This window comes from Micromonospora parathelypteridis, assembly GCF_014201145.1.
Taxonomy (GTDB): domain Bacteria; phylum Actinomycetota; class Actinomycetes; order Mycobacteriales; family Micromonosporaceae; genus Micromonospora; species Micromonospora parathelypteridis.
Window position 1 is genome coordinate 6740994 of record NZ_JACHDP010000001.1, and the last position, 24105, is coordinate 6765098.

Sequence of the window (24105 nt, forward strand, 5' to 3'; positions counted from 1 at the left end):
CAGTCTAGTGCCGCAGCACCGGTGGATCAGCTCGCGGCCCGGGCGGTCACGTCCAGGGTGTAGCGGCGTTGCAGCAGCAGCGCCGCGAGCATCGCCACCGCCGGCAGCAACCCGAAGCCGTAGCGGACCGCGGCGAGCGCCGCGTCCGGCTGCACCGGCGACTCGCCGGCCGTCGAGGCCACGAAACCGCCGACGGTCAGGCACAGGGCGTACGCGTACGGGCCGAGGGCCGCACCGGTGGCCTCGGTGGCCGTCCACACCCCGGTGTAGGTGCCGGCACCGGTCGTCCTACCGGCGCCGGTTGGGTCGGTGGCGGTTGTCTCGGCGGCGCGGATCACGTCGGGCAGCATCGAGAACGGCAGCAGTTGCATGCCGGCGAACGCCACGCCGAGCACCGCCACCGCGCCGATCAGCACCGGCAGGCCGGCCGGGCGGCCCACCGCCAGCACCAGCGAGCCGACCGCGAAGGCGCCCTGCGCGCCGAGCAGCGCCCGCTGCTTGCCGACCCGGCGGGCCACCACCAGCCAGCCCGGGGTGACCAGCAGCGCCGGTGCCACGAACGCGGCCACCAGCACCGTGGTCAGGCCGGGCGCTCGCAGCTCGTACTCGGCGTAGTAGGGCACCCCGGCGAGCACCAGGTGGGTGGTGGTCGACATCGCCAGGTACGCGGCGACCAGCCAGCGGAACTGCGCGTCACGCAGCGCCGTGCGCAGCGCCCGCCACCCGCTGTGGCCCGCGGGTGCGGTGGCCGCGGCGGATCCGCGTAGCCGGGCGATGCCGGCGACACCGACCAGCATGGCCACCAGCATTCCGACGGCGAGGACCACGCCCATCCGTTGGTAGCCGCCGCGGGTCGCGGCGTCGCCGCCGGTGAGCAGCGGTGCCAGCAGCCCGGCGACCAGGATGCCCAGGGTCAGCACGACCATCCGGAACGCCATCAGCCGGGTGCGTTCGTGGTAGCCGATCCGCAGGTCTGCCGGGGTGGCCAGGTAGGGCACCTGGTAGGCGGCGAAGAGCAGATTGCCGGCGACGAAGAACACCGCCACCCACGCGGCCGCCGGCGCGCCGGTGAGCCCGCCGGGCACCGCGAAGAGCGCGGCGAACGCGATCGGCAGGGCGCAGCCGAGCAGCAGCAGTCGACGCCGGTCGCCGCGTCGGGTCTGCTCGACGTCGGCGCGGTGCCCCACCCAGGGGTGCAGCAGCACGTCGGCGATCTTCGGCAGCAGCAGCGCGAGGCCGGCCAGCCACGGCCCGACGGCCAGCACGTCGGTGAGGAAGTAGAGCAGCAGCAGGCCGGGCACGGTCACCCAGACACCCATGCCGAGCGAGCCGGCCGCGAAGCCCGCCAGCGGGCCCCGGGGAAGCGTCGCGTCGGTGGCGGCCGCGGGCCGCCGGTCGAGCCCGGTCATCGCCGCATCCTCTCCGTAATCCAACGGTTGCTGGATTCTAGGGGCAGAATGGCGGCCATGACCATGCCTCGACGCCGTCCGGGCCGGCCCCGCCGCGACGAGACCCGACCGACCCGCGAGGTGGTGCTCACCGCCGCGACCGCGCTGTTCGCCGAGCGCGGCTTCGACGCCGTCGGGCTGCGGGAGGTCGCCGCCGCCGCCGGGGTCGACGTCGCCACGGTCGCGCACCACACGGGTACGAAGGCAGCGCTCTACGACGCCTGCTTCGCCCGTGTCTTCGCCGCCGAGCGGGAGGTGCTCACCGAGGCCGCCGAGCAGGCCCGCTCGGCCCTCGACGCGGGGCCGGACGCGGCGCGGCGAGCCCTGCACGGGTTGGTCGACGTCTTCGTCGACTTCCTGGAGGACCGCCCGGAAACCACCGCGCTGTGGCTGCGACGCTGGCTGGAACCGCAGCGGCACGCCGAACTCGACAAGCGCTACGCCGAGCCGTTGTACCGGCTGGTCGCCGAGCTGCTCACCGCCGCGGCGGCGGCCGGCGCGCTGGCGGAACCGACCCCGCACATCACCGTGCGCAGCCTGGTGTGGGCGACGCACGGGCACGTGGTGGCGCTGGCCGCGGGTGCGCCGGGGGCTCGGGAGCGGCGCGAGTTCCGGGCGTTCGTGCATCGGCTGCTGGACGGGTTGTACGGCGCGTCGACCTCTTGACGGGCCGCCGCCCCACGACGATTATCCATCAGACGTTGGATTAATTGGGGGCGGCGATGGGCGTACCACCTCAGGTGGCGGTGATCGGCGCCGGCGCGGCCGGGCTCGCCGCCGTCAAGGCACTGCGCGACGCCGCCGTGCCCACGGTCGGCTTCGAGGCCGCCGACCAGGTCGGCGGCCTCTGGGTGTACGGGGCAGCCGACTCGCCCGCATACCGCACGCTGCACCTGAACACCAGTCGGGGCCGCACCCAGTTCGCCGACCACCCGATGCCCACCGACTGGCCCGACTACCCCGACCACCGTCGCGTCGCCGGCTACCTCGCCGACTACGCCGACCGCTTCGGGTTGGGCGACACCATCCGGCTGCGCCACACCGTGCAGCGGGTCACCCAGGATCCCGGCGGCACCTGGACGGTGGCCGCGAGCGGACCAGGCGGGCCGGTCGAGGTCACCGTCGACGCCGTGGTCGTCGCCAACGGGCACAACCGGGTGCCCCGGTTGCCCAGCCCGCCGTACCCCGGCACCTGCACCGCCGAACAGATGCACAGCCACGACTACCGCGGCCCGGAACAGTTGGCCGGCAAGCGCGTCCTGGTCGTCGGCGGCGGAAACTCCGCGATGGACATCGCGGTGGACGCCTCGTACGCCGCCACCCGCACCCTGCTGTCGCTGCGCCGAGGTGTCTGGGTGGTGCCGAAGCACCTCCTGGGCCGCCCCTCGGACACCCTCAACGGGGCGCTGGCCCGCCGGCTGCCGTGGCGACTGCGCCAGCGCATCAGCCAGGCGATGCTGAGCACCACCGTCGGCAACCCCACCCGCTACGGGCTGCCCGCGCCGACGCACGGCTTCCTGCAGGACCATCCGACGCTCTCCGACGGACTGCTGTCCCGGTTGACCCACGGCGACGTCGAGGCCCGACCCGGCGTCGCCGCCCTCGACGGCGACCGGGTCGAGTTCACCGACGGTCGCAGCGACAACGTCGACCTGATCATCTGGTGCACCGGCTACCGGGTGGACGTCCCCTTCCTCGACCCCGCGCTGCTCGGTGGGGGCGCCGACACCCTGCCGTTGTACCGGCACGTCTTCCACCCCGACGCCCCCGGCCTGACCTTCGTCGGGCTGATGCAGTCGACCGGTTCCGCGTTCCCCCTGGTGGAGGCGCAGGCAAAGCTGATCGCCGCGCAACTCGCCGGCCGGTACGCGCTGCCGGACCCGGCCCGCCAGCGGGCCGCGTGCCGGGCCGAACTGCGGGCGGCGACCGCCCGGTGGGGCCAGCGCCGACCGGCGATGCGGGTCGACTTCGACGTCTACCTGGCCGAGCTGACCCGGGAGTTGGCCGCCGGTGCCCGCCGCGCCCGCTCCGGCGCCCCCGACGCGGGCGGCACCGCCTCGCCGGTCGGAGCAGGGCAGTGAGCGGCCGCCCGGCGCGCGGGCTCAGCGGGCGGCGGGTGCTGGTCACCGGGGCGAGCGGGACCTTCGGCCGGCATCTCGGCGCCGCGCTGAACGCCGCCGGCGCCCAGGTGGTGGGGCTCGACCTGCACGCGCGCCCCGACGACGCCGTGCCGGTGCTCGGCTGCGACCTGACCGAACCGGCGGCCGTGCCGACTGCGGTGCAGGCCGCCGTCGACCGGCTCGGCGGGCTCGACCTGCTGATCAACAACGCCGGGGTCGGTGGGCCCGCCCCGGCCGAACTGCCACCCGACGAGGTGGTCCGCCAGCAGTTGGAGGTCAACCTGCTCGCCGCGTGGCGGACCACCGCCGCGGCGCTGCCCGCACTGCTCACCGCCCACGGGCGGGTGATCTTCGTGGCGAGCCGGATGGCGGTGCTGCCACTGCCACTCGCCGCCGCGTACGGGGTCAGCAAACGAGCCCTGGTCGCCTACGCCGACGCGCTGCGCCACGAGGTCGGCACCCACGTCGGCGTGAGCGTGATCTACCCGAGCATGGTCGCCTCACCCATCCACGACAGCACCGCCGAGGCCGGCCTGTCCCTGCGGGGCGTGTCCCGTCCCGAGCCCGTCGACGGCGTCGTCGCGGCGATCCTGCGCGCCGCCACCGCCCGGCGGGCGCCCCGGGACGTGGCGACCACCAGGCGCGGACGCCTGGAGATGGCCGTCGGCCGGCACGCGCCCGCGCTGGCCGACCGCCTGGTACGGCGTACCCTCGCCGCCCGGCTCGCCGCCGGTGACCTGGACGCCGCGCCGCTGGCCGCCGGGATGCTCCGCCGCCACCGCGACCCCGGACACTAGTCCGCCGGCTCTCAGGGGGTGACGACCGCCGCGCGGGACCGGTCCGCGGCGATCCGGACCGCCAGCGCCGCGAGGGCCGTCCCGGTCACCCACCGCTGCACCCGCAGCCACACCGGACGGCGGGCGAAGAACCCGGCCAGCGCGCCGGCGCTGAGCACGATCAGCGCGTTGACGCTCAGCGCCACCGCGATCTGGGTCAGGCCCAGCAGCAGGCTCTGCACCGCCAGGTGCCCCCGCGCCGGGTCGACGAACTGCGGCAGCAGCGACACGTAGAGGATGGCGATCTTCGGGTTCAGCAGGTTGGTGACCAGGCCCATGGTGAACAGCCGACGAGGCCGGTCCGGCGGCAGCGGCGCGGGCGTGAACGGTGAGTGCCCACCGGGACGCACCGTCCGCCAGGCCAGCCACAGCAGATAGCCGGCGCCGGCAAGCTTCACCACCGCGTACAGCGTCGGCACCAGGACGAAGACGGCGGCGAGGCCGGCGACCGCCGCCGCCAGATAGACGCCGAACCCGGCCGCCACCCCGAGCAGTGAGATCAGCCCGGCGCGACGGCCCTGCGCCACCGACCGGGAGACCAGATAGACCATGTTCGGGCCGGGCGTGAGCACCAACCCCAACGCCACCAGCGCGATACCCAGCAGTGCACCCGTGCCCACCATGGCAGCCCCCGTTCCTCGAACACTCACACCGACCGTAGGCGAGGAGAGCGTCGCGGAGCAGGGCCAACGGGAAGGCCGTGGCCTGCCTCGCCAAACCGGTCGTCCGGGCGAAAACCTCCCCGGCGGCGCCCGCCGGGAATGGTCACCGGGCCGGGTGCGCTGTGCCGTTGCAGGTGCGCGTCGCCGTCGGGAGGCTGCGCGTTACGGTGGCCAGGGGAGGTGCCGCAGGGTGACCGATGCGTGGGAAGCGGCCGTGGAGGCGCAGATCCGGGGAGCCGCGCAACGCGGCGAGTTCGACGACCTGCCCGGCATGGGCAAGCCGATCCCCGGCCGAGGGGCACCGTACGACGAGTCGTGGTGGATCAAGAGTTTCCTGGAGCGTGAGGCGCTGCCCAGCGACCTGCTCCTGCCCACCCCACTGCAACTGCGTCGGCGTGTCGAGCAGGTCCCCGACGAGGTCCGCGACCTGCCCACCGAACAGTCCGTACGGGACTTCGTGGCCCAACTGAACGCCCAGATCGTGGCCTGGCTGCGTAACCCCGAAGGTCCCCGGGTAGCGGTGCGGCCGGTGAACGCCGACGAGGTGGTCCGCAACTGGCGCGTCGGGCGCGCCCGACGCGCGCAGCTCACGCCCGCCACCGAGCCGGCAACCGCCGCCGCGCCGGCCCGCCGGCCCCGCCGCGGCTGGTGGCTGCGCTGGCGTCGCCGGGGCTGACGGGTAACACCTCCCCTTCGGTCGTCCGAACTCGTTCCGAACGGATCCGAACGGGTTCGAACGCCTGGTCTCTGCCCCGACCCCGCCAGCGCGGCTACGGTCTGGGCCGAGCGCCCTGACGACAGCGGGCGCGGGGGACTCGACGGGGGCGAAGTGACCGAGCGCGCCGCGACGTACGCCGAGGTGTTCGCGGTGCGCGAATACCGCCACCTGTTCGGGGCGTACCTGTTGTCGCTGGCCGGCGACCAGCTCACGGCCGTGACCGTGGCGTACCTCGTCTTCACCGAAACCGGCTCCGCCGCCCTTGCGGCGGCCGGCTACGCCAGTTCCTACCTCGCCTGGCTCACCGGCGGACCGCTGCTGTCCGGCCTCGCCGACCGGTTCCCCCGGCGAAACGTCATGATCGCGTGCGACCTTGGCCGCGCGGCGCTCATCCCGCTGGCGGCGCTGCCGGCTCTCCCGGCGCCGGCCCTGGTGGCGCTCCTCTTCGTGGTCAACCTGATGCGACCGCCGTTCGTGGCGGCGCGGGCGGCGTTGATGCCGGAAGTGCTCGACGGCGACCGCTACGCGGTGGCCAACGGCGTGGACAACATCTGCGCCCAGGTCGTGCAGGTGGTCGGCTTCGCCGTCGGGGGGAGTCTGGTGGCGTTGCTGTCGCTGCGCGGCGCGCTGCTGGTGGATGCCGGCACGTTCCTGGTCTCCGCCCTGCTGATCACGATCGGCGTGCGTTCGCGCCCTGCCCCCCGACCACCGTCCCGCCCGACCCGCCGTACCCGGGCGGTCGGCCTGCGGGTGATCTTCGCCGACTCCCGGCTGCGGTCCTACGTGCTCGTCCTCTGGACGGCCAGCGCCTTCACCTACGCCGCCGAGGGGCTGATGGCACCGCTCGCCCGAGAGTACGGCGGCGGCGCCGGCACCGTCGGGCTGTTGCTGGCGGCGGCGCCGTTGGGAATGGCCATCGGCGGAGTCGCCCTCACCCGGCTCTGTCCGCCGGCGGCCCGGCCACGACTCATCCTGCCCCTGGCCGCGACGTCGACCGGCGTGCTGACGGTGGCCTGGCTCGTCCCTCCGCTGTGGATGATGTTGCTGCTGTTGGTGCTGGCCGGCGCCGCGAGCGCTTTCGCCATCCCGCTGAACGCGTTGTTCGGCCGGGCGGTGCCGACGGAGTACCGGGGACGGGCGTTCGGGGTGGCCATCACCGGTCTGAGTGGGCTCCAGGGGGCGGCGATGGTCATGGCCGGTCTGGCCGCCGACCGGTGGCCGGCCACCACGGTGATCGGGTTCAGCGGCTTGGCGGGTGCGGTGGCGGTCCTCGTCTTCGTGCCGCTGTGGCCCCGGCGGCCTGCCCCGACACCGGTGACGTTCGAGGTTCCGGTCGAACAAGGCCGAACGACTTCGAACGCTGGCAGCCCTACCGCCGAAGCTGGCGGCGGCCGACGCTGAGGTCACCGGGCGGGCTCGGGAGCCGCCCTCTACGGGAGAGGAGAAGCGCATGCGCAACGTCCGCAACCGTGGCATCAGCTGGACCTGACCGTGACGCACCACTTCGTCGGCACGCCTCCGAACCCAACTGATGGCCGGAGGGGACCGACCCCGGTGGCGAGAGGAGGTGCGGGAGATGCGGAAGGACGACTGCGTTAAGTGAGAGCCGTGTGAAGCGCGGTGGGTGGTCGCCGGCCAGGCGACCACCCACCCACCCCTCGACGCTGGAGAAGCCATGCAGAATTCGGGTGACCACCCGCTCACCATGGGTCAGCTCTCGATGTGGCGAGCCCTCTCGGTACGCCCCCCGGAACAGCTGTGGGAGTCCAACCTGGACCTCGCCTGGTCAACTCCGGTCGGGACCACCGAGGAGCAGGTGCGGCAGGCGCTCACCGCCCTGGCCGTGCGGCACGAGTCGCTGCGCACCGTGTACCACGCGGCCGATGATCCCGGCGGCGTGCGGCAGGTGGTCCTGCGCGACCCACTCGTGCGGTTCACCGAGGCGTCCGTCCGCGACCCGTTCGACCTGGCCGCCCAGCCGGCGTGGCGGGCCTGGGTGCGTACCCCCGACGACGGTGGAGCACCCCAGGTCCGTGTGCTGATCCACCACATCGCGGCCGATGGCGCCGCGGTGCGGATCCTGGAATCCGACTTTCACGCACTGCTGCGCGGTGAACGTCCCGCCGACGCCCCCGCGCCGCGCGAGGTCGCCGAACGCCAAGGCTCCGACGCCTTCCGGGCCAAGCTGGCCGCGGCCGGCGAATACCGCCGACGCACCGTTGCTGCCGCACCGCGGGTGCCGGTGACCCGGGGTCCGATGGTGCGGGCCTGCGCGCACACCGGCATCCCGCACGGCGCGGTTCGTGACGCGGCACGGCAGCTGGGGGTCACCCTGCCCACCCTGCTGCTCACGGTGTACGCGCAGGCGCTCGCCACGACCACGGGCCAGCCCGGACACCTGCTGTGGCAGTTGTCCGCGAACCGGATGGACCCCACGGTGCGGCGCCTGGTGTCCTCCATGACCCAGCTGGTGCCCCTGCTGGCCGAGTGCGACCCCGACGGGCCGCTGCGCCCGCTGGCCCGTGACATCAACGTCGCGGCGGCGCGCGCCCTGCAGCACGGCGTGTACGACCCGTTCGCCGTCGAGCTGACGGACTTCGACCACGGCAGCTTCTTCACCTTCCTCCCGGCGCCGGTCGACGCCGCGGCCGATCCCGCGCCGTCGGAGTGGGAGCCCGGGCGGATCGAGTTCCTCGCTCCCCGCGCGCAGAGCGGAGCCAGCTTCTACGTGCTGGCGGAGGTGCACCCGTACGTGCAGCTCACCATGCGGGTGATGCGCAACGGGTACGGGCGCGACGAGGTGGAACGCTTCCTGAGCACCATGACCGACCTGCTGCTGCGCGCGGTCAAGGACGCGGCATGACGGACAGCCTGTGGCGACACCGAAACTTCCTGGTGTTGTGGTCGGGCAAGACCCTCAGCGAGGTCGGCGACGCGGTGTCGATGCTGGTCATCCCGCTGCTGGCCGTCACCGTGCTGGACGCCTCCGCCGTGGAGGTGGGTGTCCTCAGCGCCACCCGGATGGTGGCCTACCTGTTCCTCTCCCTGCCCGCCGGGGTGTGGGTGGACCGGATGCGCAAACGCCGGGTCATGGTGGTCTGTCACCTCGTGCGGGCCGGGCTGGTGGCCACCGTCGCCGTCGGTGCGTGGGCCGGCTGGGTCACGATGATGCAACTGTGGACCGTGGCGCTGCTGTCCAGCGTCTGCACCGTGCTGTACGAGACCGCGCACCAGAGTTTCCTGCCGTCGATCGTCACCAAGGACCAGCTGCTCGACGCCAACGGCAAGCTGACGACCACGTACTCGGTCTCGCGGATCGCCGGGTACGGCGTGGGCGGCGCGGTGGTGTCGGCGCTGGGCGTGGCGCGTGCCGCCGGCGTCGACGCGCTCGCCTACGTGGTGAACGCCGCGTCCCTCCTGCTGATCCGCGATACCGAGGAGCGGCCGACCGTGGCGCGGCGTCGGGACTTCCGCCGCGAACTGGGCGACGGCCTGTCCTTCGTGTTCCGCCACCCGGTCATGCCCCGGCTGGTGGCGGCCGCGGCGTCGTTCAACCTGTTCAGTCAGATGCTCTTCGCGTTGGCGGTCCTCTACCTGGTGCGCGACCTGCGTCTGAGCGAGGGCATGGTCGGTGTGGTGATGGGGCTGACCACGGTCGGCGGGATCGTCGGCGGCCTGGCGTCCGCACGGCTGGCGCGCGTGGTGGGCACGGCCCGGATCATCTGGATCGCCCCGCTGGGGATCGGCTGGACGGTGCTCCTCGTACCGGCCGCCCAGTCCGGCTGGGGTCCGGCCGCCTACACGGTCGGGATGGCGGGGATGGGGGTGGTGTTCGCCATCTTCAACTCGGCGTCGGTCAGCTACCGGCAACGGGTCTGCCCTCCGGAGCTGCTCGGGAGGATGACGGCGTCGGTCCGATTCGTGATCTTCGGGGTGATGCCGGTGGGCGCACTGGCGGGCGGGCTGCTGGGCAGCTGGCTGGGGGTACGACCGACGCTGTGGATCGCGGCCGTCGGCGTGTGGGCGTCGGGCCTGTTGCTGTACTTCTCGCCGCTACGGCGGTGGCGTGACCTGCCGGACGAGGCCGATGCGCCAGCCGGCGGGCAGCCGGAGACGCGCTTCCCGGCGCCGCGTGAGCGGTCGCCGGTCGACCCGGCCGGCAAGGCCATCGGAGGTGTACGACGTGCATGACGAGCCGTTCGGCCAGCGCATTCTCTCCTGGACGGGTGGGCCGGCGAACCCCGACCGGTTCGTCGCGCTGGGCGGGGTCCGGCTACCCGCGGAACCCGACCCCGCCGCCCTGCAACACGCCCTGGACACGATCGTGGCCCGGCACCCCGTGCTGGGTGCGGGGCCGGTCCCGCTGCGCGTCGTCGACGACGTGTGGGCGGCGGCCGCCGCGGGCCGTTACCCGCGCGACGCGAGCTGCCTGCTCTGGGCGTACCTGGCCGGACGCGAGTTGCTGCTCGTGGCGCACCACAACGTGTCCGACCCGTGGTCCATGCGGCTGCTGCTGCGCGAGGTGCTGAAGCCGGGGACCGGGCCGGCCCCCTCCTATTACGGCGGCACGTCGACCCCGGCGCCCAAGCGGATCAACCGGTCCGTGCCGTTCTGGCGCGAGATGCTCGCCGACGTACCGGCCCTGGCCCCGGGCGTGGCCGTGGGCGACGACGGGGGCACGGCCGAGATCAGAACGCCGAGCGGCATCACTCAGCAGCAGGCGGCCGTGGTGGCCCGGACCGTGCGCAGCACGCCGTTCGTCGTCCTGCTCACCGCGTTCGCACGGGCCCTCGACCCGCTCAGCCCGGGCGAGGCCGTCATTCCCGTGCTGACGCACGGCCGGCAGCGTGCCGACTGGGACACCGTGGGGCTGTACATGAACGCGCTGCCGGTACGGCTGCGCACGCCGACGGTAGGCGCGGTGCACCGCGCGTTCGCCGAGGCGTACGCGCATGAGATCCCGTTTCCGGTGCTGCTGGACGCGGTGCCGCAGGCCGACGCGCTGTTCGCCGACGGCGGGCCGGGCCTGGCCCAGTTCGAGGTGATCCAGGTGCCGGAGGGCGCCGGGATCGAGCCGCTGACGATCCCTCCCGGGCTCGGGCTGGGCGGGCCGTTGCTGCCCGTCAACGGGCTGACGTTCTGGCTCGAGCCGGGCGCGGGCGGCGCCTACACCGTCTGCGTGCGCTACCGCCGCTCGTGGCGGGAGGCCGACATGCAGGCCCTGGTCGGCCGATTCATCGACAGTTGGGAGGAGATCCGTGCAGACGCGCAGCGAGCTTGAGACGATGTTGACCCGGCTCTGGAGCGAGAAGTTGAACGTCACCCCGGTGGGGGTCGACGACGACTTCTTCGCCCTCGGCGGTGATTCGCTGCTCGCCGCCGACCTGCTGATGGACCTCTACGACCAGCTCGGCGTCGAGGTCGACGCCGCAGTGCTGTTCCTCAAGCCGACCATCGCCGAGCTGGTCGACGAGGTACTGGCCGCATGAGAACCCCACCGTGTGGGCACACCCGCCCCCCGGGCAGGATCGACCTCGCCGACCCCGGCCTGCATGGTGGCGGCGACCCGCACGCCGCCTGGCGGATGCTGCGCCGATGGGATCCCGTCAGCTGGCAGCCCGCGCAGGGCGGGTCAGGCTTCTGGGCGGTCACCCGCCACACCGACGTCAGAACCGTCCTGGCCGACCATTCCCGGTTCACCTCCACCGGTGGGGTGGTGCTCAGCATGCTCGGCCGGCCCGAACCGGCGCAGAACCAGCAGTTCGCGGCGACCGACCCGCCGCGGCACGGCCTCATCCGGGGGCCGCTGCAGCAGCAGATGACCGCACGTGCGGTAGCACGGCACGAACCGGCCATCCGTTCCTTCGTACGGGAGATGCTGCGCCCCGCCGACGGGCTCCTGGACTTCGCCTCGCTCACCTCCGCCCTGCCGATGGCCTTCCTGGGACCGATGATGGACATCCCGACGGCGGACTGGCCCGCTCTGGCCCGGTGGGTGTCCATGTCGGTGGCCGAACACGACCCGGACGTCATGCTGCCCGGCGGCCCGTCCGCGACCCTCGACCGTGGACACCGGGAACTGTTCGCGTACCTGCTCGACCTGGTGATCTCGCACCGACGGCGGCCACGCGGCGACCTGGTGGACGTGCTGGGCGCCATGCCGCTGCGCGCCGGGGCGATCGTGGCCAACTGCTACAGCCTGCTGCTCGGCGGCAGCGCGGCCTTCCCGCACGTGCCCCGCGCGGTCCTGGCCGAGCTGATCCGCACCGGGCGCTACGAGGACTGGGCCCGCCGACCCGAGCGGATCGGCCGCGCGGTGGAGGAGGCGCTTCGGTTCGCCTCACCGGCCGGGCACTTCATGCGGCTGGCGACGAGCGACACCGCCCTCGGCGGCGTACGCGTCGCGGCGGGCGACGCCGTCGTGGTGTGGCTCGGGTCGGCGAACCGTGACGAGTCCGTCTTTCGCGACCCCGACACCCTCGACCCGGACCGGCACCCGAACCGGCACCTGGCCTTTGGGGAGGGCCGGCACTACTGCCTGGGGGCGGCATTCGCCAGGCTGACGTTGCGCGTCTTCTTCGAGGAACTCTTCGCCACCTTCACGTCCTTCGAACCGGCCGGCGAGGTCGAGCGCGTACGGTCCAACTGGCTCGGCGGGATCAAGCGGATGCCGGTCCTGGCCGGTCGGCGGTGATCCCCGAGGCGCTCGCCACCCAGCTGCGCACCCGCCGGGAGTCGCTGGCCGTGGTGGACCCCGAGCAGTCCCTGACGTACGCCGACCTGGACGGCTTGAGCGGCGCGGTCGCGCTCCACCTCGAACAGCAGGGGGTGGCCGTCGGCGACCCGGTCATCGTGCACACCCGGCTGTCGCGCTGGGCAATCGTGGCCATGATCGGCGTCCTCAGAGCGGGAGCCCGCTACGTACCCATCGACGCGGCCTTCCCCGCGACCCGGCGCGAGTTGATGGCCGCTGGCAGTGGCGCGCGCGTGACACTCACCGAGAAGCTGCTGGCGACGTTGCGTCCGGCCCGCTTCGACTGGCAGGACGGGCCGGACGCGTACACGTTGTTCACCAGCGGATCGACCGGCGTACCGAAGGCGGTCACGGTGTCCAGGGCGGCGCTGAGCTACTCGACGGGCGCCCGGCTGGAGTACTACGGCCGCCCACCCGAACGGTTCATGCTCAGCTCGTCCATCTCCTTCGACAGCTCGGTCGCGGGCATCTACTGGACGCTGTGCACGGGCGGCACCCTGGTCATCCCGAGCGACCGACCGTTCGACGTGCGGGCGATCGTCCGGGCCGGCGCCGCGCACCGGCCCACCCACACGCTGATGGTCCCGTCCCTGTACCGCCTCGTGCTGCGCTCGCCGGTGCCCAGCCTGACGACCGTGATCGTGGCCGGGGAGAGCTGTCCACCCGGCCTGGTCGACCTGCACCACGAGCGAATGCCGGACGCGACGCTCTACAACGAGTACGGCCCGACCGAGTGCACCGTCTGGAGCACCGTGCACAGGTGCGCGGTGGGCGAGGACCCGGTCCCCATCGGCCGTCCGATCCCCGGTACGACGGTCTCGATCGACGACGGCGAGCTGTGCGTCTCCTCGCCCGGGGTGGTGTCCGGGGGCACGGTTTACCGCACCGGTGACCGGGTCAGCAGGGGCGCCGACGGCCTGCTGCGGTACCACGGACGCATTGACGAGCAGCTTAAAATTGGTGGGATGCGTATCGAGCCGGCCGAGATCGAGCACGCCCTGATGGCCCACCCGGCGGTGCTCCTCGCCGGCGTCGCCGTCCCCTATCAGGGTGTCGCGTACGTCGTCTGCGCCGAGCCGGTGGATCAGAAGGCCCTGCGCGCACACCTGCTCGACCGGCTGCCCGCCGTGGCCGTGCCCACCGTGTTCGAGCGGGTGCGATCGCTGTCCACTTTGCCCAATGGCAAACTCGACAGGCGTGCCCTGAGCCAAGCCGACCACACTCGACATGGCGACTGAGCGGCGGACGTCCGCGGCGCGGGTCCCCGCGACCGCCGCCTACGCGAGCACGGCCCGGATCGACGAGTTGCGCGCCACCGAGTACCGGCACCTCGACCGCGACGGCCGCGTCTACCTCGACTACACCGGCGCCGGGGTGGCCGCGCAGGCCCAGGTCATCGCCCATCACGACCGGTTGCTCGCAGGCCTGTACAGCAACCCGCACTCGGAGAACCCCACCTCCGAGGCGGCCGGCGGGCTGGTCGAGTCGGCCCGGCGGGCGGTGCTCGACTTCTTCCGCGCCGACCCCACCGAGTACGCGGTCATCTTCACGCCCAACGCCAGTGGCGCATGCCGGCTGGTGGGCGAGGCGTACGGCTTCGGCCGGGGCCGCCCGCTCGTGTTGACCTGGGACAACCACAACTCCGTCAACGGCATCCGGGAGTACGCCCGCGCGGCCCACTCACCGGTCCGCTACGTGCCGCCGGCCGGACCCGACCTGCGGGTGGCCGAACCCGACGTGATCACCGCGCTGACCGCGCGTGGAGGCGGGCCGGTCGGCCGCCCCTGGGCGCGTGGGTCGGGTCCTGCGGGGCTCTTCGCGTACCCGGCGCAGAGCAACTTCACCGGCGTGCAGCATCCGCTCGGGTGGGTGGACCTGGCCCAGCAGCACGGGTACGACGTACTGCTCGACGCCGCGGCCTTCGCCCCGACGAACCGGCTGGACCTGAGCGTCGTACGTCCGGATTTCGTCTGCCTGAGCTGGTACAAGCTCTTCGGCTACCCCACCGGTGTGGGGGCGCTACTCGCCCGGCGGGACGCCCTGACCCGACTGCGCCGCCCCTGGTTCGCCGGTGGCACCATCCGGGCCGTCAGCGTCCAGGGTGACTGGCACCAGCCGATGGGGGACGAGACGGGGTTCGAGGACGGCACGCTCAACTTCCTCAGCATCCCCGATGTGGAGTTCGGGCTGCGCTGGCTCGACTCGATCGGCGTGGACCTCGTTCACACCCGGGTCGGCCTGCTCACCGGCTGGCTGCTGGAGCGGCTGACCGCGTTGCGGCACCGCAACGGCCAGCCGCTGGTCCGGGTGTACGGGCCGTCTACGGGCGACGCGCGGGGTGGCACCGTGGCGTTCAACTTCCACTATCCCGACGGCACGCTCGTCGACGAGCGGCTCGTCGCGTTCGAGTCATCGGCGGCCGGATTCGCCCTGCGGACGGGTTGCTTCTGCAATCCGGGCTCGGCCGAGGCCGCCTTCGGGATCAACCCCGGACTGCTGCGCCGTACGAACCTCGCGCACGTCGGGACGATCGACCAGCATCTCGCCGCCCTGGGGCTGCCGACCGGCGGGGCGGTACGCGTCTCCTTCGGTCTGGCGTCCACCGCGGCGGACGCGGAACGCTTCCTGGCCTTCTGCGAGTCGACCTACCTGGACCGCGACGGTCCCGCCGACGTCCGGCTGGCACCACGAATCCGCTGCTGAGCGCCCGGCCCGCCACAGCCGGCTGTGGTGCGAGTCAGTCGACCGCTGCCCGCCAAACCCAGGATGTGCGTCTCGCCCGGCCGGGCAGCTCGACCCGGCCGGTCATCCACAGCAGCACGTCGGGTGCGGGGCCGTCCGGGGCTTCCGGGAAGAGCCGGCCCAGCACCAACGTGCTCAACCGCTGCGGCGGCAGCCACGGCACGCCGAGGCCGACGGTGATGTCGTACGTGTGCAACAGGGTCTCCGCCACGCCCATCGCGGCGAAGCCGGCCGGGTCGCAGGGGCCGAAGTGCCAGGCCCGCGCGTCCGGCCCGGTGGTGTCGACCGCGGCGGCGAGCAGCCCGGCGCAGGCGTGCACCACGGTGAGCACCTGCGCCGGTTTCGCGGTGGGGGAGACCCGCAGGTCGTACGGCAGGTAGGCGTCCTGCGGGAGGCCGGTGACCTGGCCGGCGTACGCGAGCAGGTCGTGCGCGACGTGCGCCGCGGTGGTCCAGCAGCTCCAGGTCAGGGTGCCGGCGGGCACCGTCCAGTCACGCTCCCGGTGCGGGAGCAGCACCCGGGTCATCTCGTTGGCCGCCTGGAGCAGGTCGGCGCCGGTCACCGCTGTCATCCGTCGACCCTCACAGCACGGCCCCCTGTGGCGCAACCGGGATCGTCAGCCCGCCACCGAGGGATGCGAGTCGAGGCGGGCCGTCGAACCCGCCGCCAGAGCCTGGTCGACGTGTTGGATGCCCGCGCGGACAAGGTCGCCGTACTGGTCGGCCGGCAACTGCTCGACGAGGCTCCGAGCGGTCGCCAGGTGTGCCCGGGCCAGGGTCGTGTTGCTCAGCCGTCGGTGCACGTCGGCCAGGTTCAGGTGCAGCGACGGCAGGAAGCCCTGCACCTGAAGGGCGTGATGGTACTGCTGGGCGCGGTCGTCGGTGAGGTCGGTGACGGCGGCCAGGGCGCGTTCGTCCCACATCAGCTCGACCTCGGGGTTGTCCTGCAGGTCGGCGAGGTAGTGGGCGAGGGTGCAGCGGTGCAGCGCGTCACCGGTGGGGCCGATTTCGTCCCACAGGGCGGTGAGCAGCTCGCGGGCCTGGCCCGGTGTACCGGATTGGCCGAGCTGCACCGCTTCGATGATGCGCATCATGGTCGGGTCGGGTGTCGGCTGGTCGTCCATGTCGCCGATGCTCGGGCCTCAACCCGGTTGAGGGTCAACTCACTGCGGTGCTCCGGCGGCGGCGAGCCCGACGAGGTGTCCTTCGGGGTCGGTGAAGAAGCCGACCACCAACGTCTCGTCGCGGTTGGGATGCGGTCCGGACACGCGGGTGCCGCCGAGACGCTCGGCCTGCTGCAGCGCCGCCTCCACATCGGGCACGCCGACATAGAACAGTGTCCGGTGCGGGTAACCCGTGCCACCGCCGACGCCGCCCGGGATTCCGCCGTCGTGGGGGTGGACGAACCCGTAGCTGCCTGGTGCCGAGACCGCTTCGGCGGCGGCGTCCCCCACGTCGAACTGCCAGTCGAAGAGCTCGCTGTAGTAGGTGCGCAGCCGTTGCGGGTCGGTCCCGATGATCTCGAAGTGCACCACTGGCATCCCCATGGAATTCTCCCTGTCTCTGTTTGGCGAGACCGTAACGCCTATAGTTGTTAAAAACAACCACGCGATAGTGTTTGGCATCCAGAGTCGAGTGGGGGAGGGTCCACCATGCCGACCAGTCGTAGCTACGGCGACGCCTGCGGGATCGCCCGTGCCCTCGACGTCGTCGGGGAACGCTGGGCGCTGCTCGTCGTCCGTGAACTGTTCCTTGGGCCGCAGCGCTTCTCCGACCTGCGCCGGGCACTGCCCGGGGTCAGCTCGAACATGCTCACCGACCGGCTGCGCGAGCTGGAGAGCCACGGTGTGGTGCGCCAGCGCCGGCTGCCGCCGCCCGCGGCCTCGGTGGTGTACGACCTCACCGCGTCCGGACGCGAACTGGAGCCGATCGTGCTGGCCCTCGGCGGCTGGGGCTTACGCGTACCCCTGCCACCGTCGCCGGCCCACCTCAGCGCGACCTCGGTGCTGCTGTTCCTGCGCGGTTCACGGCACCCGAGTCCGCAGGCGCCGCCGGCCACCTACCGGTTCGAGCTCAACGACCAGGTGTGGACCATCCGCACCCGGGACGGCCAGGTCCACGTCGAACCCGGCGAACCAGCGGACCCCGACGCCGGCCTGCGCACCGACCCTTCGACGCTCAACTCCCTGCTCGACGGCTCCATCTCACTGGCCACCGCTCGCACCGCCGGCACGGTCGTCGTCAGCGGAGACGACGCGGCGCTGCACCGACTCCTCGAGGCGGGGGCCGGAGATCGTCGGCCTGGTGCTCAGGTCGGTGCGTAGCCCTCGCAGCGACAGCAGTCGGGTGGCGGCGTTGCGGGTCGTAATTCCGATCCGGCTGGCGGGCACGAGGAGCGACGCGGCCCGCGCGACGTTTCGCTGCTTCGGCGCCACCAGCTTCCGGTGGGTCTGTTCGTAGCGTCGCAGCGCCTCTGCAACGTCGCCGGGTGTCGCGGCCAGCGACTCCGCGAGCGTCGCCGCGCCCGCCATCGCCAGGGTCGACCCGTCGCCGAAGAGGGACACACAGGATGCCGCGTCGCCGAGCAGCGCCACCCGTCCGGCCGACCACCTGTCCAGCCGGACCTGGCTCACCGAGTCGAAGTAGAGGTCGTCGCTTGCGTGCACCCACTGAAGAAGCTCGGGTGTCCGCCAGCCGCCGCCGGAGTAGGCAGCCGCGAGTGTGCGCTTGTGCTCGGCGGTGTCGCGGTGGTCGAAGCCGAGCGCCGGCGGGCCACGGAAGATGAACGCGGCACTCGAATCCCCGCGGTTCGGGTGCAGCGCGAGAGCGCGGCCGGGCGCGTTGTGCATCAGCACCTCGTGCGGCGCGAGGTCGAGGCCGTCGACGGGCAGGGTCGCGATCCAGACGCCCATGTGCCGCACGAACCGGCCCTCGTCCCCGAAGACGAGCCGGCGCGTCCGCGAGTGCAGGCCATCGGCGCCGACGACCAGGTCGAAGCGGCGCGGCGCGGCCTGCTCGAACGTGACGTCGACGCCGCCCTCGTCCTGCGCGAGTGTGGCGATCGAGTCGGAGAAGAGGTACTCGGCCTCATCACGGGCCGCCTCGTGGAGGATCGTCGCGAGGTCGAAGCGGGGCAGCTCCACCTCGCCGCGCGTCTGACCCAGCCGCATGCCACCGACCCGGCGACCGCTGTCGTCCACGAAGGTCAGGGTGGTCACGTCGGTCGCCGCAGCGCGGAGCCTCGGCATGATGCCCATCGCCTCGGCGACTCCGACGGCGGGCCCGCGCACGTCGACGGGGCTGCCGCTGGAGCGCAGGCCCTGCGCCTGCTCGACGACGGTGGGCCGGAATCCGTGGCGGGCCAACCAGTAGGCAAGGGTGGGGCCGGCGACGCCGGCCCCGGAGATCAGCACGGTCTTCATGCTCGTCATGCCAGGAGGATATCTGCACTCAGTGCAGTATTACAATCAGTGCCGCTACGCGCTGGGTGCATTATGCTGCTGACCATGGCGGAATCCTCCCTGCGCGAGCGCAAACGCGAACGGACCCGGCAGGCCATCGTCGACGCCGCGGTCGACCTCTTCGAGCGCCACGGCTACGAAGGCACGAAGATCGCCGACATCGCCGAAGCGGCGGAGATCGGCACTCGGACGTTCTTCAGCTACTTCGCCAGCAAAGAGGAACTGCTCTTTCCCGAAAGCGACGCGCGCGTCGCCGCGGCGGTCTCGGCGATCGCCGGCCGCAAGCCCGGTGACAGCCCCGCCGACCTGCTCGTCCGGGCGCTGCGCGACGTCAACGACCACAGCACCGAGATGGCGAGCCCCACCGCGCTGTTGCGGATGCGGCTCATGCAGACCGTTCCGGCCGTGCGCGGCCGTGGATTGCAGATCCAACTCGACGCGCAACTCGAGATCGCCCGCCACCTCCAGGCAGCATTCCCCGACGAACTCGACGCCGTGCAGGCGAGCGCCTTGGTCGGGGCGTTCCTTGGTGCGGTGACGGGCGCGCTTCAAGTCCTCCTCGAAGAGCCGGGCGCGCTCGACGACCCCCGCAAGCTGCAGCGGCGCATGCGTGACGCGGTCGCGGCAGCGCTGCGCCCCTGGCTGTCCGCCGTCCGCTAGTGCTGTGACCACGAACGTTCCCGGTGTTGGGTGAAACGCCGCCTGGCTAGGCTCAACGCGTGACTGATGCGGCGGGACCGATCGAGCCGTCCGGGGTGTGGGCCACAGCCGTGGGCGTGGCCCGGGTGAGGGCAATGGAGACGGCACGCGAGCAGCCGCTGTTCCGGGATCCGCTGGCGCTGGCCTTCGCCACGGCCGGCGGGAGAGACCCCGGGACGCCGCCGCCCCCGCGCGCGGACGAGGCGGCGCGGCGCCGCTGGCTCGGTGTGGCCTTCTCGATCGTCATCCGGACGAAGTTCCTGGACGACCTGCTGGATCAGGCGGTCGCGTCCGGCGTTCGGCAGGTAGTGCTGCTCGGAGCCGGGATGGACAGCAGGGCCTTCCGGATGGATTGGCCTGCGGGTACGCGGTTGTTCGAGGTCGACACGGCCGAACCGCTGGGCTTCAAGGCCTCGGTGCTGCGTCAGGAGCGTGCCGTTGCGCGCTGCGAGCGGATCACCGTCCCGGTCGACCTGCGCGAGGACTGGCCCGGCGCCCTGGCCGCGGCCGGGCACGATCCGGCGCGGCCGACGGTGTGGATCGCCGAGGGACTGCTGATCTATCTACCCGAGGACGCGGTGGAGTCGCTGCTGGAACGGGTCGGCGCGCTGTCCGCCGCAGGCAGCAGGATGGGCCTCACACTGGGCTCGCGCGGTGTGGTCGAACGCTTCCGCGAGGATGCCGCTTCGGGCTCGGCGGCGTCGATGTGGGTCTGGGAGATGCCGGAGGACCCGGTCGGCTGGCTAGCCGGCCTCGGCTGGGAGGCGGAGACCTTCACCCTGCGCGAGCGCGCCGAGGCCTACGGGCGTCCTGCGCCCACCCCGCCGCAGCAGGACGAGGGCGCGGGCGGGCTCGTCTCGGCGGTTCGCGCCGCGCACTGAGCACGTCGAAGGCCAGCCCCCGCGTATGGCGAGGGCCGGCCTTCGGCTCTTGTCTTGCCACCGAGCCCCTCAGGATTGAGAGGCGATGGCCTCGATCACCGAACGGACGGACGTCGGACGGCGACCGATGAGGGTCTCCAGCGTCGGGTCGGTGACGGCGAATTCTCCACGGCGGGCCGCGCGGTACATGCCCAGGGTGAAGTCCGCTGCTGGCGCGGGCATGCCACGGGCGATGGTGGCCGCCCTCCACTGCTCGTCATCCGCGACGACGCGCCTGATGGTGCGGCCGGTGATGTCGGTGAGGACGCCGGCGACCGCTTCGAGGTCGAGCATCTCCGGCGCGGTCAGGGCGGGCGTGATCCCGTCGAGTGCGCCGTCCTCGGCGAGGGCGATGGCCGCGGCCTCGGCGAGGTCTGCGTGCGCGGTCCAGGAGACCGGGCCGTCCGGCGGCGCCACGAGTTGTCCGGTTTCGAGTGCCGCACCGACGGCGAAGCTGAGCGTGCTCGCGTAGAAGCCGTTGCGGAGGGCGGTGAAGGGGACGTCGAGCCCTGCCAGGTACTCCTCGGTCGCGGCGTGGGTGAGCTGGGCGGGGAACAGGGATTCCGTGGAGGCGGCCTGGTGGCTGGTGTACAGGATGCGCTTGGCTCCAGCGGCGTGAGCGGCGTCGATGGCGGCGCGGTTCGCGACGACCGCACCGCCACCGCGAATGGCGGCGGACACGATGAGGACCTTGTCTGCGCCCTCGAAGGCGTGTTCCAGCGTGGTCGGGTCGGTGAAGTCTCCGGCGCGGACCCGTACGCCGCGTTCGGCGAGGCTCACGGCCTTGGCTACGTCGCGCACGCTGACGCCCACGGTGTTGGCGGGAACCCGTTCGAGTAGCCGATCGACGATCTGGGATCCGAGCTGACCGGTGGCGCCGGTGATGACGAACATGGTGAACACTCCTGTGCTAACGGCGTTATCGTCTCGACGTTAGCACTGATAATTCGATGGCAACAAGTTGCTGTTAGCATTGATTCATGGCTGCGGCGCAGGACACGACATCCCGAGACGACGTCCGATCCGGCATCGTCGCGGCAGCTAGCGAGCTGCTGCGGGAGAAGGGCGCGAACGCGGTGACGACCCGAGCGGTCGCCCAGGCGGCGGGCGTGCAGGCGCCCACCATCTACCGCTTGTTCGGCGACAAGGACGGCCTGATCGACGCCGTCGCGGAACACGTCATGGCCACCTACGTGTCCGCCAAAGCGGCTGCGGTGGAGACCGCCGCGGGTGATCCCGTAGCGGACCTGCGCTCCGGATGGCGCGTGCACGTCGAGTTCGGACTGGCCAATCCTGAGCTGTACGCACTCATCGGCACCCGGGGGCGCGGCGGGCCGTCGCCGGCGACGGCCGCGGGCATCGAGGTGCTGCGCACCCGCGTACGGCGACTGGCCGCAGCCGGCCTGCTACGCGTCGACGAACAGCGGGCGCTCATGATGATCCACGCGGCGGGCAACGGCACCATTCTCGCCCTACTGGGGACGTCCGAGGAGAAGCGCGACCCTGGCCTGGGCGACGCCATGCTCGATGCCGTACTCAGCAGCATCCTCGTGACCGCGCCGGCGACACCCGACACGACCATGAGCGCGGTCGCGGTCACCTTCGCCACGGTGGTGCCCGACCTCCCGGGGCTCAGCGATGCCGAACGCGCGCTCATGACGGAGTGGCTCAACCGATCGCTGAGCGCACCGCACAACCCCTGACCGGGGCTTGGTCAGGGGTTGTTCAGGTAGGCCAGGACGGCAAGCACGCGGCGATTGTTGTTGTCGTCGTCGGTGATGCCGAGCTTGCCGAACATCGACGTGGTGTATTTGCTGATGGCGCCGTCGCTGAGGAAGAGCCGTTGGCCGATGGCATGGTTGGACAGTCCTTCGGCCATGAGGCTGAGCACGGAGCGCTCGCGTTCGGTGAGCTGTTCGAGACGTCGGTTCGAGGACCCGCTGGACAGCAGTTTGGCGATGACGGCCGGATCCATGGCGGTGCCACCGGCCGCGACGCGTTCCAGGGCGTCGATGAACTGGTCGGCGTCGAACACGCTGTCCTTGAGGAAGTAGCCGATTCCGCCGGAGCCGTCGGCCAGGAGTTCCCGGGCATACAGCTGCTCGACGTACTGGGAAAGGATCAGGACGGGCAGTCCGGGCAGTTCGCGGCGGGCCGCGAGAGCCGCCCGCAGGCCCTCGTCCGACTGGGTCGGTGGCATGCGGACGTCGACGACCGCGACGTCCGGCCGGTGCCTCAGGAGCGCCTGGAGCGTCTCGGTTCCGGTGGTTGCCGTCGCCACCACCTGGTGTCCGTACGCTTCGAGGAGGCGGACCATGCCGTCGCGCAGCAGGTAGAGGTCCTCGGCTACAACGATTCGCATGGGACCATCATCCGCACGAGGGTCGGGCCACCTGCCGGGCTGGTGATCTCTACGGTGCCGTCGAAGACCGCGAGGCGGCGGCGTAGCCCCGCAAGACCACCGTCGGCACGCTCACGGGCGCCGCCGCGACCGTCGTCTTCGACGTCGATGACGATGGTGGTGGTGTCCCGGCTGATGGAGATCCGCGCCCGGGTCGCCTGGGCATGCTTGACCGCGTTGGTCAGCAGTTCGGCGACCCCGAAGTACAGGGCGGACTCGATCGGCGGGTCCAGGCGCAGCCGAAGGTCGGCGCTGACATCCGCTTCGAGCGGGCTGTCCAGGGCGAGAGCGCGAACCGCGTCGACGAGCCCCCGGTCGTTCAGCACCGGCGGGTTGATGCCCCGAACCAGGTCACGGAGCTCGGTCAGCGACGCGGTGGCACCGGCCCGCGCCTCCCGCATCAGCGCCCTGGCCTGGACAGGGTCGGTTTCCATCAGCTTCTCGGCGGTCGCCAGGGAGAGCCCGAGGGAGACCAGACGGGCCTGCGCCCCGTCGTGCAGGTCCCGCTCGATCCGGCGGATCTCGGCAGCCTGGGCGACCGTAGCGTCGGCACGCTGGGCGGTCAGCTCGTCCACCCGATCGGCCAGCGCCATCGCCGGCGTCGGGCGCAGGAAGCGGACGGCGACCGGTTCGACAAACCGCCAGGCGTACGGGGCGGAGACGAAGGCCACGACCAGGCCGAACGCCCCGACCAGGCGCGCGGAGGGCGCCGGCTGGCTGAGCCCGAGAGCCGCCGCTGCCACCCCCGCGGGTGGCAGGGACGCGACCACGCCCGCAGTGAGCGGCGCGACCGCCGTGAACCGCAGATCACGCCAGTTGGCGGGGTCCTGCCATCGAACCCGCCACCTCTGGTCCAGGAGGGCGTCGCGGCTGGTGCGCTCGTAGCTGAAGCCGTTCCACCAGTAGCCGGTGGACAGTTGCGTCACCTGAGGGGTCTGCCGGTATCCGCTGGGGATGACGGTGGCCGTCCACCTGGCGACGAGGAAGCGGACCATCCGGCAGACCGGACGGGACAGGGCGAGCGTGCCCACGCACACCAGCACGAACGGCGCGACCCACGACCACGGGTTGCCCGCCCCCCACCAGATCCCCAACGCCACGGCGGCGGCCCACACGGCCGGGACCAGAAGGCTGACGACCGTCACGACGCACGCCCGTACGAACCCCACGCCCACGCGCGCCAGCCACGAACCCAGATGCCTCATGTCCCTACCTTCGCTCTCCGTCCGGTGCTCTCGCTGCTCTCACTGTGCACCGCGCGGAGCCCGTTACCGCCCTGTGCGGCCGGGGAGTGGGTCTGTCCCCACCCAGCCGTGGGTCCAGACGGATACTGGGTCGACCGAGC

25 protein-coding genes are annotated in these 24105 nt (G+C 72.3%); 16 read left to right on the forward strand and 9 right to left on the reverse strand.

What is annotated here, in order from left to right:
- Positions 1 to 26: 26 nt before the first annotated feature.
- Positions 27 to 1409, reverse strand: a complete 1383-nt coding sequence (locus tag HNR20_RS30495; protein WP_184187092.1) for an MFS transporter — start codon at positions 1407 to 1409, stop codon at positions 27 to 29.
- A 63-nt stretch (positions 1410 to 1472) separates the two neighbouring features.
- On the opposite strand from HNR20_RS30495, the gene HNR20_RS30500 reads away from it, so the two are divergent.
- From HNR20_RS30500 to HNR20_RS30510, 3 genes are read left to right on the forward strand one after another with little or no spacing between them, the layout of a single operon-like run.
- Positions 1473 to 2114 (forward strand): TetR/AcrR family transcriptional regulator, encoded by a 642-nt coding sequence (locus HNR20_RS30500; RefSeq protein WP_184189305.1) that lies wholly within the window; start codon positions 1473 to 1475, stop codon positions 2112 to 2114.
- Between the two features lie 56 nt (positions 2115 to 2170).
- Complete coding sequence (locus HNR20_RS30505) at positions 2171 to 3529, forward strand: flavin-containing monooxygenase (RefSeq protein ID WP_184187095.1); 1359 nt, start codon at positions 2171 to 2173, stop codon at positions 3527 to 3529.
- Entirely contained in the window at positions 3526 to 4365 is an 840-nt protein-coding gene (locus tag HNR20_RS30510) for an SDR family NAD(P)-dependent oxidoreductase (RefSeq protein WP_184187098.1), read from the forward strand. Before HNR20_RS30505 ends, HNR20_RS30510 begins: the two co-directional genes overlap by 4 nt.
- An 11-nt stretch (positions 4366 to 4376) precedes the next feature.
- Here the strand turns inward: HNR20_RS30510 and HNR20_RS30515 are convergent, their stop codons facing one another.
- On the reverse strand, positions 4377 to 5027 hold the full coding sequence (locus HNR20_RS30515) for a LysE family translocator (RefSeq protein ID WP_184187101.1): 651 nt from the start codon (positions 5025 to 5027) through the stop codon (positions 4377 to 4379).
- A gap of 229 nt (positions 5028 to 5256) precedes the next feature.
- Between HNR20_RS30515 and HNR20_RS30520 the strand changes: the two genes are divergently transcribed.
- The 9 genes from HNR20_RS30520 to HNR20_RS30560 all read left to right on the forward strand — a co-directional run bounded on the left by HNR20_RS30520 (position 5257) and on the right by HNR20_RS30560 (position 15241).
- On the forward strand, positions 5257 to 5742 hold the full coding sequence (locus HNR20_RS30520; RefSeq protein ID WP_184187104.1) for a DnaJ family domain-containing protein: 486 nt from the start codon (positions 5257 to 5259) through the stop codon (positions 5740 to 5742).
- Between the two features lie 153 nt (positions 5743 to 5895).
- Entirely contained in the window at positions 5896 to 7185 is a 1290-nt protein-coding gene (locus HNR20_RS30525) for an MFS transporter (RefSeq protein ID WP_184187107.1), read from the forward strand.
- A 274-nt stretch (positions 7186 to 7459) separates the two neighbouring features.
- Positions 7460 to 8647 carry a condensation domain-containing protein gene (locus tag HNR20_RS30530; protein ID WP_184187110.1) on the forward strand — a complete coding sequence of 396 codons (1188 nt, stop codon included), beginning with the start codon at positions 7460 to 7462 and terminating at the stop codon, positions 8645 to 8647.
- Positions 8644 to 9975: an MFS transporter gene (locus HNR20_RS30535; RefSeq protein ID WP_184187113.1), complete on the forward strand. Its 1332-nt coding sequence runs from the start codon at positions 8644 to 8646 to the stop codon at positions 9973 to 9975. Before HNR20_RS30530 ends, HNR20_RS30535 begins: the two co-directional genes overlap by 4 nt.
- On the forward strand, positions 9968 to 11065 hold the full coding sequence (locus tag HNR20_RS30540; protein WP_184187117.1) for a condensation domain-containing protein: 1098 nt from the start codon (positions 9968 to 9970) through the stop codon (positions 11063 to 11065). The genes HNR20_RS30535 and HNR20_RS30540 overlap by 8 nt, the downstream gene beginning before the upstream one ends.
- Complete coding sequence (locus HNR20_RS30545) at positions 11043 to 11273, forward strand: phosphopantetheine-binding protein (protein WP_110568593.1); 231 nt, start codon at positions 11043 to 11045, stop codon at positions 11271 to 11273. Before HNR20_RS30540 ends, HNR20_RS30545 begins: the two co-directional genes overlap by 23 nt.
- Positions 11270 to 12478 (forward strand): cytochrome P450, encoded by a 1209-nt coding sequence (locus HNR20_RS30550; RefSeq protein WP_184187120.1) that lies wholly within the window; start codon positions 11270 to 11272, stop codon positions 12476 to 12478. Before HNR20_RS30545 ends, HNR20_RS30550 begins: the two co-directional genes overlap by 4 nt.
- The gene (locus HNR20_RS30555; RefSeq protein ID WP_184187123.1) at positions 12475 to 13776 is read left to right on the forward strand and encodes an amino acid adenylation domain-containing protein; all 1302 of its coding nucleotides are present in this window, start codon (positions 12475 to 12477) and stop codon (positions 13774 to 13776) included. The genes HNR20_RS30550 and HNR20_RS30555 overlap by 4 nt, the downstream gene beginning before the upstream one ends.
- Positions 13766 to 15241 (forward strand): aminotransferase class V-fold PLP-dependent enzyme, encoded by a 1476-nt coding sequence (locus tag HNR20_RS30560; RefSeq protein WP_184187126.1) that lies wholly within the window; start codon positions 13766 to 13768, stop codon positions 15239 to 15241. The genes HNR20_RS30555 and HNR20_RS30560 overlap by 11 nt, the downstream gene beginning before the upstream one ends.
- Positions 15242 to 15275: 34 nt before the next feature.
- On the opposite strand, the gene HNR20_RS30565 is transcribed toward HNR20_RS30560, so the two are convergent.
- Genes HNR20_RS30565 through HNR20_RS30575 form a run of 3 tightly spaced genes read right to left on the reverse strand, consistent with a single transcriptional unit; the run spans position 15276 to position 16826 of the window.
- Positions 15276 to 15851 carry a maleylpyruvate isomerase N-terminal domain-containing protein gene (locus HNR20_RS30565; RefSeq protein ID WP_184187129.1) on the reverse strand — a complete coding sequence of 192 codons (576 nt, stop codon included), beginning with the start codon at positions 15849 to 15851 and terminating at the stop codon, positions 15276 to 15278.
- Between the two features lie 45 nt (positions 15852 to 15896).
- Positions 15897 to 16403, reverse strand: a complete 507-nt coding sequence (locus tag HNR20_RS30570) for a hypothetical protein (RefSeq protein ID WP_184187132.1) — start codon at positions 16401 to 16403, stop codon at positions 15897 to 15899.
- 39 nt (positions 16404 to 16442) lie between these two features.
- Positions 16443 to 16826, reverse strand: coding sequence for a VOC family protein (locus HNR20_RS30575; protein WP_184187136.1), 384 nt, complete (start codon positions 16824 to 16826; stop codon positions 16443 to 16445).
- Between the two features lie 105 nt (positions 16827 to 16931).
- Between HNR20_RS30575 and HNR20_RS30580 the strand changes: the two genes are divergently transcribed.
- On the forward strand, positions 16932 to 17603 hold the full coding sequence (locus tag HNR20_RS30580) for a winged helix-turn-helix transcriptional regulator (protein WP_184187139.1): 672 nt from the start codon (positions 16932 to 16934) through the stop codon (positions 17601 to 17603).
- Here the strand turns inward: HNR20_RS30580 and HNR20_RS30585 are convergent.
- Positions 17484 to 18710 (reverse strand): FAD-dependent monooxygenase, encoded by a 1227-nt coding sequence (locus tag HNR20_RS30585; RefSeq protein ID WP_184187142.1) that lies wholly within the window; start codon positions 18708 to 18710, stop codon positions 17484 to 17486. The genes HNR20_RS30580 and HNR20_RS30585 overlap by 120 nt on opposite strands.
- A 63-nt stretch (positions 18711 to 18773) precedes the next feature.
- Between HNR20_RS30585 and HNR20_RS30590 the strand changes: the two genes are divergently transcribed.
- On the forward strand, positions 18774 to 19400 hold the full coding sequence (locus HNR20_RS30590; RefSeq protein ID WP_184187145.1) for a TetR/AcrR family transcriptional regulator: 627 nt from the start codon (positions 18774 to 18776) through the stop codon (positions 19398 to 19400).
- 59 nt (positions 19401 to 19459) lie between these two features.
- Positions 19460 to 20320 (forward strand): class I SAM-dependent methyltransferase, encoded by an 861-nt coding sequence (locus HNR20_RS30595; RefSeq protein WP_229687425.1) that lies wholly within the window; start codon positions 19460 to 19462, stop codon positions 20318 to 20320.
- 69 nt (positions 20321 to 20389) lie between these two features.
- Here the strand turns inward: HNR20_RS30595 and HNR20_RS30600 are convergent, their stop codons facing one another.
- Complete coding sequence (locus HNR20_RS30600; protein ID WP_184187148.1) at positions 20390 to 21253, reverse strand: NmrA family NAD(P)-binding protein; 864 nt, start codon at positions 21251 to 21253, stop codon at positions 20390 to 20392.
- Between the two features lie 86 nt (positions 21254 to 21339).
- Between HNR20_RS30600 and HNR20_RS30605 the strand changes: the two genes are divergently transcribed.
- On the forward strand, positions 21340 to 22062 hold the full coding sequence (locus tag HNR20_RS30605) for a TetR/AcrR family transcriptional regulator (protein ID WP_184187151.1): 723 nt from the start codon (positions 21340 to 21342) through the stop codon (positions 22060 to 22062).
- 11 nt (positions 22063 to 22073) lie between these two features.
- Here HNR20_RS30605 and HNR20_RS30610 read toward each other — a convergent pair whose 3' ends face one another.
- Both HNR20_RS30610 and HNR20_RS30615 read right to left on the reverse strand, forming a co-directional pair.
- Positions 22074 to 22721, reverse strand: a complete 648-nt coding sequence (locus HNR20_RS30610; protein WP_184187154.1) for a response regulator transcription factor — start codon at positions 22719 to 22721, stop codon at positions 22074 to 22076.
- Positions 22706 to 23965, reverse strand: coding sequence for a sensor histidine kinase (locus tag HNR20_RS30615; RefSeq protein WP_184187157.1), 1260 nt, complete (start codon positions 23963 to 23965; stop codon positions 22706 to 22708). The genes HNR20_RS30610 and HNR20_RS30615 overlap by 16 nt, the downstream gene beginning before the upstream one ends.
- Positions 23966 to 24105 lie beyond the last annotated feature (140 nt).

Bases quoted from the DNA above. Each gene is read 5' to 3' on its own strand.
- HNR20_RS30495 (WP_184187092.1), bottom strand. From the start codon at position 1,409: ATGACCGGGCTCGACCGGCGGCCCGCGGCCGCCACCGACGCGACGCTT.
- HNR20_RS30500 (WP_184189305.1), top strand. From the start codon at position 1,473: ATGCCTCGACGCCGTCCGGGCCGGCCCCGCCGCGACGAGACCCGACCG.
- HNR20_RS30505 (WP_184187095.1), top strand. From the start codon at position 2,171: ATGGGCGTACCACCTCAGGTGGCGGTGATCGGCGCCGGCGCGGCCGGG.
- HNR20_RS30515 (WP_184187101.1), bottom strand. From the start codon at position 5,027: ATGGTGGGCACGGGTGCACTGCTGGGTATCGCGCTGGTGGCGTTGGGG.
- HNR20_RS30530 (WP_184187110.1), top strand. From the start codon at position 7,460: ATGCAGAATTCGGGTGACCACCCGCTCACCATGGGTCAGCTCTCGATG.
- HNR20_RS30535 (WP_184187113.1), top strand. From the start codon at position 8,644: ATGACGGACAGCCTGTGGCGACACCGAAACTTCCTGGTGTTGTGGTCG.
- HNR20_RS30550 (WP_184187120.1), top strand. From the start codon at position 11,270: ATGAGAACCCCACCGTGTGGGCACACCCGCCCCCCGGGCAGGATCGAC.
- HNR20_RS30560 (WP_184187126.1), top strand. From the start codon at position 13,766: ATGGCGACTGAGCGGCGGACGTCCGCGGCGCGGGTCCCCGCGACCGCC.
- HNR20_RS30565 (WP_184187129.1), bottom strand. From the start codon at position 15,851: ATGACAGCGGTGACCGGCGCCGACCTGCTCCAGGCGGCCAACGAGATG.
- HNR20_RS30570 (WP_184187132.1), bottom strand. From the start codon at position 16,403: ATGGACGACCAGCCGACACCCGACCCGACCATGATGCGCATCATCGAA.
- HNR20_RS30575 (WP_184187136.1), bottom strand. From the start codon at position 16,826: ATGGGGATGCCAGTGGTGCACTTCGAGATCATCGGGACCGACCCGCAA.
- HNR20_RS30580 (WP_184187139.1), top strand. From the start codon at position 16,932: ATGCCGACCAGTCGTAGCTACGGCGACGCCTGCGGGATCGCCCGTGCC.
- HNR20_RS30585 (WP_184187142.1), bottom strand. From the start codon at position 18,710: ATGACGAGCATGAAGACCGTGCTGATCTCCGGGGCCGGCGTCGCCGGC.
- HNR20_RS30590 (WP_184187145.1), top strand. From the start codon at position 18,774: ATGCTGCTGACCATGGCGGAATCCTCCCTGCGCGAGCGCAAACGCGAA.
- HNR20_RS30600 (WP_184187148.1), bottom strand. From the start codon at position 21,253: ATGTTCGTCATCACCGGCGCCACCGGTCAGCTCGGATCCCAGATCGTC.
- HNR20_RS30605 (WP_184187151.1), top strand. From the start codon at position 21,340: ATGGCTGCGGCGCAGGACACGACATCCCGAGACGACGTCCGATCCGGC.
- HNR20_RS30610 (WP_184187154.1), bottom strand. From the start codon at position 22,721: ATGCGAATCGTTGTAGCCGAGGACCTCTACCTGCTGCGCGACGGCATG.
- HNR20_RS30615 (WP_184187157.1), bottom strand. From the start codon at position 23,965: ATGAGGCATCTGGGTTCGTGGCTGGCGCGCGTGGGCGTGGGGTTCGTA.